At 35.0% G+C, this 10,379-nt stretch carries 8 protein-coding genes; 1 reads left to right on the forward strand and 7 read right to left on the reverse strand.

Annotated elements, in window-relative coordinates; all coding sequences use genetic code 11:
• Window positions 1-88: 88 nt before the first annotated feature.
• The 4 genes from EAI80_RS10095 to EAI80_RS10110 form a co-directional block, all read right to left on the reverse strand.
• A complete protein-coding gene (locus EAI80_RS10095; RefSeq protein WP_129981918.1) occupies window positions 89-559 on the reverse strand; it encodes a hypothetical protein in 471 nt (156 codons plus the stop codon).
• A gap of 565 nt (window positions 560-1,124) precedes the next feature.
• Entirely contained in the window at window positions 1,125-3,026 is a 1,902-nt protein-coding gene (locus EAI80_RS10100) for a fructose-specific PTS transporter subunit EIIC (protein WP_129981919.1), read from the reverse strand.
• Between the two features lies 1 nt (window position 3,027).
• Window positions 3,028-3,942, reverse strand: coding sequence for a 1-phosphofructokinase (gene pfkB, locus EAI80_RS10105; RefSeq protein ID WP_129981920.1), 915 nt, complete (start codon window positions 3,940-3,942; stop codon window positions 3,028-3,030).
• 196 nt (window positions 3,943-4,138) lie between these two features.
• Window positions 4,139-4,813, reverse strand: coding sequence for an EcsC family protein (locus EAI80_RS10110; protein WP_129981921.1), 675 nt, complete (start codon window positions 4,811-4,813; stop codon window positions 4,139-4,141).
• A gap of 307 nt (window positions 4,814-5,120) precedes the next feature.
• On the opposite strand from EAI80_RS10110, the gene EAI80_RS10115 reads away from it, so the two are divergent.
• Window positions 5,121-6,521, forward strand: a complete 1,401-nt coding sequence (locus tag EAI80_RS10115; RefSeq protein ID WP_022424820.1) for an IS110 family transposase — start codon at window positions 5,121-5,123, stop codon at window positions 6,519-6,521.
• Between the two features lie 412 nt (window positions 6,522-6,933).
• On the opposite strand, the gene EAI80_RS10120 is transcribed toward EAI80_RS10115, so the two are convergent.
• The 3 genes from EAI80_RS10120 to EAI80_RS10130 form a co-directional block, all read right to left on the reverse strand.
• Window positions 6,934-7,785: a MurR/RpiR family transcriptional regulator gene (locus EAI80_RS10120; protein ID WP_192924048.1), complete on the reverse strand. Its 852-nt coding sequence runs from the start codon at window positions 7,783-7,785 to the stop codon at window positions 6,934-6,936.
• Window positions 7,786-7,911: 126 nt separating this feature from the next.
• Window positions 7,912-8,220, reverse strand: a complete 309-nt coding sequence (locus EAI80_RS10125) for a PqqD family protein (protein ID WP_006504572.1) — start codon at window positions 8,218-8,220, stop codon at window positions 7,912-7,914.
• Window positions 8,220-10,088, reverse strand: a complete 1,869-nt coding sequence (locus EAI80_RS10130) for a nucleoside-diphosphate sugar epimerase/dehydratase (protein ID WP_238634562.1) — start codon at window positions 10,086-10,088, stop codon at window positions 8,220-8,222. The genes EAI80_RS10125 and EAI80_RS10130 overlap by 1 nt, the downstream gene beginning before the upstream one ends.
• Window positions 10,089-10,379: the final 291 nt, after the last annotated feature.

The raw sequence follows: 10,379 nt of genomic DNA on the forward strand, positions 1-10,379 counted from the left end.
ATTATGCTGCAAAACAAAAGCACCGTTGTGGTGCTAATGTTTGATTATTTTTGAGACATTATCAATTTCGGTTGACATGTTTTATAGTTTAAGATCTATTTGGGTGTGCTGGATTAAAGCCATCAACACTATTTACATGTACAAAACCATAATGTTTATATACTCTACCAAACCAGTCTTTACTTTCCCAAGAAGCTTTATAATCACCACCAACTTCAAATGTTGATGAAGTATAGCTTCCAATATTTGAATCTACAGCAGCAGTTAAATCATCAACCTTAGAACCAATTTTAATATTGGAGATTGAGCTTCCAAACCAGCCGCCTTCCATACCAGTACCCTTTGAGATATTTCCTGTACCGGGTTTTACACAAGCATCCTTATGCCAAAGACCGTTGCTGTCTTTTCTATAATCGTCACCATCATTTACATGATAAGCATCTTTACCTGGAATAGCACAATATGTAGTCGCATTATAACTACCACATGATGTTACTGCAACTGCAGCATCAGCCATAAGGTCTTCCTGAATAGCGCTAGGTGTTAACCATTTCTTCATATTTATTTTCCCCCCCTCCCCATTTCAATATTCTGTTCTTCTTTCGACAGACAAATAGTATTCTACCATACCCCCTTCTTTTTACAACACCTTTTCACTACTCTTTACACATCTTCATAACATTTTTTACATTTTGACCGTTAATGCATAATAAAAGTGTCAGTTTTACCCGACACTTCATACTGACTACTACCACGGGCAAGCTCGTGGGGTTCTTACTGTCAAGTTTAGCTTGTAATCGTACATCATTTTCAGACTTTGGAATACAAGTATAAATCTATTTGAGCAAGAACTTTTATTACCAAGCAGTCCAACGACCACATTAACGGTAAATTTCTATCTTTCGATAAGGAAGTATAATCAATCTCCCTGATGTTTATTTTATGCTATTTTGATTCCAATATTCAATACTTTGATTCTATTAATCTTAATTCTTTTAATTAAGGCTTCTTCTTTACTGTAATACTTTTCAAATTCTGAAATACATCTGTCTCTATCTATAGTAAAAATTATGTGGCTTTCATCCCATAGGCAAGCCTATGGGTTTTTCGCCACTAATTTATAACTATTTAGCTTTCTTTAATGCAGAAAGAATTAAGCATCCTACTACTGAACCTGCTGCAATAGCAAGTAAGTATAATGGCCAGTTGCTTACAGTTGCGATAACGAATACACCACCATGAGGTGCTCTTAACTGACAATTGAATGCGACTGATAAACCACCAGCGACAGCTGAACCAATAACGCATGATGGAATAACATGGATTGGATCATTGGCTGCAAATGGAATAGCCCCTTCAGAAATGAAAGATAATCCCATGATATAGTTTACTAAACCAGCATTTCTTTCGTCTTCAGTCCACTTATTCTTGAAGAATGTAGTAGATAAAGCGATTGCTAGAGGAGGTACCATACCACCAGCCATAACAGCAGCCATTAAGATATAGTTACCACTTGCAAGTAAACCAGTTGCTGTTACATAAGCGGCCTTGTTGAATGGTCCACCCATATCGATAGACATCATACCACCTGCTACAACACCAAGAATAATACCATAGTTACCTAAACCACTAAGGAAGTTAGTTAAAGCCTGGTTAATGATAGACATTAATGGGTTGATGGCACTTGCAAATACAGCCATACAGAATACACCAAGTAATGGGTATAAAAGAATAGGTTTAACACCATCTAATGATTTTGGTAAGCCTTTAAATAACTTCTTTAAGAATAGAATGATATAACCAGCTACGAAACCATATAATAATGCTCCTAAGAAACCTGGAGTTGCAGCAACTTTTGCAGCACTAGGATCTAAGAAAGTAGCACCAGATTTTGCAAGTAAACCACCTGCGAAACCTACAGCTAAACCTGGACGGTCTGCAATTGACATTGCGATAAATCCAGAAAGGATTGGTAACATCATACCAAATGATACGTTACCCATATTATTGAACCAAGCAGCAAGAGGAGTTGATGAACCAAACTTAGCTCCTGCGCTCTTATCATCTACTAAGAATGAGATGGCAATCATGATACCACCAGCTACAACGAATGGTAACATATGAGATACACCATTCATTAAGTGCTTATAGAAGCTTCTACCAGCACTTTCACCTGAAGCAGCTGCTTCTTTAGCATCTGCACTTGCATGATAGATTGGTGCTTCACCGTTTTCAATCTTATTGATTAATTCTTCAGGATGACGAATACCTTCAGTAACAGGTACTGTAAGAACTGGCTTACCATCAAAACGAGCCATTTCTACATTCTTATCTGCAGCAACGATAATACCATCACATGCTGCGATTTCTTCTGCAGTTAACGCATTTCCGACACCTTCAGAACCGTTTGTTTCAGCTTTTAGTGGTACACCAAGCTTTTCACCTGCTTTAGTTAAGTTTTCTGCAGCCATGAAAGTATGAGCAATACCTGTAGGACATGCAGTAACAGCTAATACTTTATAACCAGTAGTTACTGGTGCAGCTGCTTCTGCAGCTTCTTCAGCATCTTTTTCTGCTTCCTTCATATCGATCATGCTTAAGAATTCTTCTGGAGTCTTCGCATTTAATAAATCCTGACGGAAACCTTCATCCATTAATAGTGCTGATAGTTTAGCTAATGCCTGTAAATGAGTGCTTCCACCATCTGCAGGTGCCGCAATCATAAAGAATAGGTGAGCAGGCTGACCATCTAATGATTCATAGTCTACACCATCAGGCACAGTCATTGCTGCTAACCCTGGAGCTTTAACGGCTGCTACCTGTGCGTGAGGAATAGCAATTCCTTCACCAATACCAGTAGAAGTTAATGCTTCACGTGCTAAGATACCTTCTTTGTATGCATCTTTGTCTGAAATCTTACCAGTTGCACACATTAAGTCAACAAGCTTATTAATCGCTTCTTCTTTTGAACCTACAGAGACACCAAGTTCAATGCCCTTTAAGTCCAATAACTCAGTAATTTTCATGTTATTCTCCCTTCAATTGTGCGAGACATTCATCAATGAAGTCTCTTTTTGCTAATGAATATGAGAAAGCAGTTGCTCCACCACATGCTGTACCTAAAGCCAATGCTTCATCATAATCCCCATTATTGAGATAACCAGCCACAAAACCAGCTACCATAGAATCACCTGCACCAACTGAATTCTTTACTGTACCTTTGCAGACACCTAAACGGTGTGTTCCACCATTTTCATCTACAAGTAAAGAACCATCACCTGCAAGTGAAATCAAGACATTACGTGCACCCATTTCCTGTAGCTTATTCGCATACACGACTAGATCTTCTTCAGTTTCTAGTTTTACATCAAAGATTTCTTCAATCTCATGATTGTTTGGCTTAATTAAGAATGGATGATAAGCCAATACATTCACTAGTAACTGTCCCGTTGCATCAACGACAAATAAGATACCTTTGTTCTGTAATCTTTCTAGAATTTCTTCATAGATTCTAGGACTGATGCACTTAGGAATAGAACCAGAAAGAACAAGGACATCTCCTTCTTTTAATGTATCAAGCTTTTCAAAAAGCTTTGCTACATCTTCATCAGTGATCGTAGGTCCCATACCATTGATTTCTGTTTCTTCATCACTACGCATCTTTACATTAATACGTGACATACCTTTTTCAACCTTGATGAAATCAGTATTGATATCATACTCACTCTTCGCACGATGTACAATTTCATCACCAGTAAAACCTGCTACAAACCCTAAAGCCTGAGATTCATAACCAAGTTCCTTAAGGATGGCTGAAACATTAATACCCTTACCTCCACAGAAGATATGTTCTTCACATACTCTATTGACAATTCCCTTCTGGAAATGATCAACTGTGATAACATAATCTAATGCTGGATTAAATGTAATTGTGTAAATCATTTACATGGTCTCCTTTTTCTGTAAAAATATTTTTCCGTCTTCATTATATTATGTAAAGGTTTTCTTTGTCAATATGTTTCACGTAAATATTTTACACAATTATAAAATTGATAAAAACAAAAAAGTATGACGATTAGATGCAAAAACATCATCGTCATACTATATGTGTTATCGGTTCCTAAATATCTTAGACTCATTAGTCAACTAGAGTATCATTTTCTTTTCCCTTAATAGAATAATCTCCTAACATAAACCATCTATAAGCACGATCAGCAATGACCTTTGTTTCTACAAAATACAGTCCACCGCCAACAATGGCACCTACCCCTGGAATCATCTTTCCAAGATTCACAACGCCTTTTGTACCAAACTTCGTAATGAATCTGAAACCTACCTTTTGATTAATTTTAGTCAATAATTTACCTGGTATCTTCTTGACAACGCCTGTTGCGAGTTTGAGTCCAAAACTAATTCCTGCCTTTTTCAATAAACCATTCACTGCCACTCCAGCTAGACAGGCATAGACGAAAGTTTGTGTCTGATCACTATTCAAATCAAACCCTGCCATATAAGCTGTGCAAGCAATCATTCTCATTTGAACATACATGACATTTCCTACATTTGCAGGCAAAGTTAATGGCATTGTGATAACACCACCAAATCCTGTCACAACCCCTGAAGTTGTACATTTTGTAATTTGATTTTTCAGCATCGCTTTACAAGCATCTTCTGTACTGTCATATTTAATTAAATAATCATTAGCCATATCCTCTATTCTAGGACTGACCTTTGGTATACCGTCAAGACATTTCGTATAACAAGTATCTAGTAATCCCATGACATCTTCTTGTGATAAATCTTTCATTCCCATTTTATTTCCCCTCGTATAATATGTACGTAATCAGTTAATGAACTCTATCGATTCATTATTGATTGTACATTCTAATTTTAAGATAATAGTTTTGTTTTGAATGAAGGTTTTATTCTTTCCCCCTGTGGCTACTTCATGTACGTCCACTTCAAAAAGACTTAATCCTTTAGACTTGACATCACTTTATACCCGAATTAGTTTGTTGCAGCAGTGTTTCTACACTTGTCTCCGTATTTGCGAGGTTGCGTTTGTCTTGCTTTAGCGGTGCAATTCAAAACCGATTACATAGAAAGAAGGTCATTATTTTATGGAAAACAATTATATTCTTTATGTTGGCATGGACGTCTCTAAAGGTAAAGCAGATGCTGCTATCCTCAAGGTCAGTGATCGTAGATCTGTTAAACCTAAATTCTTGCGTAAAAAATTATCTTTTAAGTTTGTTAAATCAGAAGTTGCTTCTTTTTTAGAAACTGTTAGAAGCTATTCTGATGTTAACTGTACCAGTATCTGTTTTGCCTTAGAAGTTACTGGTATCTATTCTACTAATGTCTATGACTACATCAAAGCGAATCTTTATGAAAACGAAAGCATCAAATTTCTTAATACCGATTTTGTCAATCAATGGCGCATTGCTCATAATATCGCTAAATCAGATCCTTTGGATGCTCAAACTATTTCTACTATCATTGGCACTGATTTAGATGTTCAATATGTCAATGACAACGTTTTTGAAAATAAAAACGGATATCAAGATTTGAAAGCTTTAGTACACAGACATTATCAGATCAAAAAAATCTATTCTCAAGAAATCAACCGTCTCATTGCCCAATGCGATTGTTTGTTTCCTGAACTTCAATATGTTTTCGAACCTAAATCAGCTGCTTTTATCGCTGTCTTATCTTCATATCCTACGACACATGATATCATAAATGCTTCTAGAGTTGAAGTGTTTGACGTCGTTTATGAAGCAACCAAGCATCGTTGTTCAATGGATAAAGTAGATAAGCTCTTTGAACTATGTCAGGATACTTTAGTTCCTGATGATATTTCTTCCTATGGAAAAAGTATCATTCTAGACCTTGTTGAAAACATTAAAAATATAAAAGGTCAGCTCAAATCAATTGAAAGATATATTAAAGATATTGCTTCTTTAAATCCAGCTTATAAACTGCTTCTTACAATTACAGGATGCGGTCCTATAACTGCTGCAACTGTTATTGCTGAAACTGGTAATATAAGAAGATTTAAAAACGCAGACTGTTTTGTTTCTTATTCAGGAACAAGCCCAAGAAACAAACGCTCTGGGACATCTGTAGAAACTATGGGCAAGATCTCTAAAAAAGGTTCTAGATATCTTAGACATGCAATTTATATGATTGCTGAGTTTGCCAGACGTCATAATCCTGTTCTCAAACATCAGTTTGAAAGAATAAAGAATGGAAACAAGAAAAGACATAAGCTGGCTAACATTGCAATCGCAAACAAGATTGCACGATATATCTATTCAATTATGAAAAATAAAAGCAGTTTTGTAATCTTACATGATCATATCATGAGATTACCAGAAGAAACCCGAGATACGTTCTTCAATTCAATATCATTAGACTTTCCTAAAAATACTAGAAAACAGATTTATCAGTATTCTGATATTAATGGTGAACTACATAGATTTGTCTACATCAAAACAGATGAAATGATACCTGCTTAACAGTAAGTAAAAGTTTAATGTAAGAGCTTTCAACTGTTTTTTTCGTTGGAAAGTTCTTTTAAGTGTACTCTTTTTTAGAAAAGAAAGAGGATTTTTATAGAGGATTCACCTCTAAACCAAGACAAATGCCTATAAAATCAATAAATTCTAGAAAATTTAACTATTTATTGACATTTAATAGTTTGTCTTAATACCATTATTCTTATAATCTTAAAAAAGATTATAGTCCTCATTCACTATTTACTCAATGATAGATTATTCGTTCTTTGTTAATAGTTGAATACGCTTTTTTTAAACGATATTCGGCTTTTTGTTATTTTGCCGAATTTCAATTAAATTATAGCTATTATACGTTCACAAGTCGCTCACATCATACAAAAACAGACAACCATCTAGACTGTCCATCCTGTTATTATCTTTTATCTACCGCAAACATTTCTTCACACTTGATCATGGATTTATGTGAGTTTTCTATCATTTCTGTCAAGAACAAGAAGATAATCTCTATCACTGTACTTGCTGAAACTCTAGAGAAACAGAATTCATCAAGGAAAAGTTTTTCACGTGTGGCAGTTGTTATATGATATTGTACTTCTTCACCAATCGCTGAGTGAGGACTATTAGTAATACCTATTGTCATTGCTTTATTGTTATTTGCGATTTTAACTGCTTCTAATACTTTATCGGATTCTCCAGAGTTACTGATGGCTATTAAGACATCTCCCTTACCTAAAGTAAAAGAGTAAGAGAGCTGAGTTTCCCAGATCGTTCCTGCAGTTGTTGGTATACCTAATTCATTGAACTTAAAAGCTGCATCAATGGCTACAGGAATCGTATTTCCTACTGCTATCACCTGCACTCTAGATGAATCTCTAATACCCTCTAAAATCGCTTTAAATTCGTCTGTATTGATCTGATTTACTGTCTGTTTGAGTTCAGTAATCTTATTTGCGAGAATATTCTGTAAAGACTGTGGAATATTATCTACTGAAATATCATTAGATACTTCTCCACTCTTATGTGTATCTACAAGTTCCTGAGCTAAAGATATTTTTAACTGAGCAAAACCTTTTAAACCCACCTTACGACAAAATCTTGATACAGATGCAATAGACACATCACTTATTTCTGCAAGTTCAGATACAGTCATATCAACTACTTTTTTAGGATTATTAAGTATGAACTTCGCAATCTTCTTTTCTGCATCAAATAATTGATCATAAAGGACAGTAATGCAATCTAATACGCTTTGTGACTGATTCATTTGATTTTCTCCTTTCATAATGAAATTCCTTACATCGTCATGTTAACACAAAAAAATAATTTACACAATTACCTAAATCTATCACATATTTTCACAATAAATATATGTAAAATAAAAGGAGGTTGATTATTCAACTTCCTTAATTAAACCATGAGCGACAAAATCATTGATGAATGACAATACATCAATTCTGATTGTTCCTTCAGGGTCTTCATATTCTTTATATACTTCATCTAATACTTCATCATAAGTCACTGGATGATCAAAGAGTTTCCATAAAAAGACACTTGTTTCATTCAATGAAATAATAGAGTTAGATAATTCTGTATTTTCTCCTACTGGTACAAGTACTGCTTCCCCAGCAATTTCTCTTAAAATGAAATCTTCATCTCTGATGAACTTGATACCATGTATATCTCTTGTATTCTGTTCCATTATTTTCCTCCTAATTCTGGATGATAAGTAGAGACAATCTTGCGTACTTCATCACGGATTGTATCTTGATGCATATCATCAATCGTACCTCTTAGATGATGTAATTGTTCAAAATAAACTTCTTCATCAAAATCTAGAGGATGACCAATGAAAATAGAACCATTCTCTGTCTTCTGTAAACCTTCTTCATCCATTAATAATTCTTCATATAGTTTTTCTCCAGGTCTTAGTCCTGTATAGATGATTGGAATATCTACATCAGGAGTAACGCCAGATAACTTAATTAGATTTCTTGCTAGATCATCAATCTTAACCGGTTCACCCATATCTAGGACAAATATTTCTCCACCTTTCGCAAATATACCTGCCTGCATAACTAGTGATACAGCTTCTGGAATAGTCATGAAATAACGGATAATATTCTTATCAGTCACTGTCACAGGTCCACCATGTGCAATCTGCTTCTTAAATAAAGGAATAACAGAACCATTAGATCCTAATACATTCCCAAATCTTACAGCTGTAAATACTGTACTAGAATGACGGCTGAATGCCTGAATAATCATCTCACACATACGTTTACTTGCACCCATGATATTGGTTGGATTAACCGCTTTATCTGTAGAAATCTGTACAAAACGCTTGACATTATACTTATCTGCGGCTCTTACGACATTCAAAGTACCAAAGACATTGTTTTTAATTGCTTCATTAGGAGAATCTTCCATAAGTGGCACATGCTTATGGGCGGCTGCATGATACACCACTTCTGGTCTTAATTCATTAAATAAAGCATCAATTTTTTCTCCATCACGAATAGATGCAATACGCACATCTAGTTTCAATTCTGGATGCGCATTTCTTAATTCCATCTGAATATCATAGGCATTATTCTCATAAATATCTACAATAATTAATTTGCTTGGATGTCTCGCAGCAACCTGTCTACATAACTCACTACCAATAGATCCTCCGCCACCAGTCACCATAACTGTTCTATTTTCTACATATGAGGCAATCTGATTCATATTAACTGAAATCTGATCTCTTCCTAGAAGGTCTTCAATCTCAACATTTCTAAGCTTAGAAACCTTCACTTCCCCATTCATCAACTGATAAATACCTGGCAGAATCTTGATCTTACATCCTGTATTATTACAGATATTCATCAATTCTCTTCTTTGATTGATAGATACAGATGGTAATGCAATATAAATCTCATCTACCTTATACTTCTTAACCATTTCTCCAATGGCATCCCTATTACCCGCAACCGGTACATCATTCATATAATAACCCTGTTTAAGCGGATCATCATCAATGAAGCATACAACCTTCATTGGAAGATGCGAACTTCTCTTGATTTCTCTAAGAAGCATATTACCTGCTTCCCCAGCTCCTATAATCATTACATTGATTAAATGCTTGTCCTGTTCAAATAGTGGACTGTCATTTTTCATTGAGCGCATTCCACGATATAAGAAACGCAAAGTAGAACTCAATATAAGAAGCATACATGGTTCAAGAATAAACCATGAACGTGGCAGTTCTACCCTTAATACAAATACATAGAGAAGCATTCTGAAAAAATCAGAACAGATAACGGCTAGAAGCAATCGTCTGACCTCTACAATAGAAGCATACCTCCACATACTTTTATAAAACCTAAATACATAATAAACAACAAGTGTAATTAATATATCAATCCCAAAAATCTCTAAATAATTATTCCATACCCACCAATCAATCTTGAACTCCATTCTTGTAAAAATGGCTACAAACGAAGCAAGTACGGTAAACATCGCATCTAAGATCATCAAGAACAACATACGCTGATACATCACTCGATTCTCTTTAAACCTGTGCATTTTATCCCTTCCTTTTTTTGTCAATGTACAAATTACCATTTATTTGTAAACTCGTCAATATACCCTACATAAAACTTTTATTTGAATACCCACAAACCACAGGTCAGTGAAAATTAAATTTCAGAAGCACCGATTAAACGGCGTTCATGAAGCTGAACCGGACACATGAATTTCCCATCTGTTCTATAATTAGATTAGAAATTAGATGGAGGTATAATCATATGTCAAACAAAGTATTAAAGCCTAAGAAAGCTTCTCTTTATCAGTTCACTCAGAAATATTCCAACAATA

The organism is Catenibacterium sp. co_0103, assembly GCF_004168205.1.
In the GTDB taxonomy this organism is placed as follows: Bacteria; Bacillota_I; Bacilli_A; order Erysipelotrichales; family Coprobacillaceae; genus Catenibacterium; species Catenibacterium mitsuoka_A.

Excerpts from the sequence above, each read along its gene's own strand:
- EAI80_RS10095 (WP_129981918.1), bottom strand. The coding sequence starts at position 559 with ATGAAGAAATGGTTAACACCTAGCGCTATTCAGGAAGACCTTATGGCT.
- EAI80_RS10100 (WP_129981919.1), bottom strand. The coding sequence starts at position 3,026 with ATGAAAATTACTGAGTTATTGGACTTAAAGGGCATTGAACTTGGTGTC.
- pfkB (WP_129981920.1), bottom strand. The coding sequence starts at position 3,942 with ATGATTTACACAATTACATTTAATCCAGCATTAGATTATGTTATCACA.
- EAI80_RS10110 (WP_129981921.1), bottom strand. The coding sequence starts at position 4,813 with ATGGGAATGAAAGATTTATCACAAGAAGATGTCATGGGATTACTAGAT.
- EAI80_RS10115 (WP_022424820.1), top strand. The coding sequence starts at position 5,121 with ATGGAAAACAATTATATTCTTTATGTTGGCATGGACGTCTCTAAAGGT.
- EAI80_RS10120 (WP_192924048.1), bottom strand. The coding sequence starts at position 7,785 with ATGAATCAGTCACAAAGCGTATTAGATTGCATTACTGTCCTTTATGAT.
- EAI80_RS10125 (WP_006504572.1), bottom strand. The coding sequence starts at position 8,220 with ATGGAACAGAATACAAGAGATATACATGGTATCAAGTTCATCAGAGAT.
- EAI80_RS10130 (WP_238634562.1), bottom strand. The coding sequence starts at position 10,088 with ATGCACAGGTTTAAAGAGAATCGAGTGATGTATCAGCGTATGTTGTTC.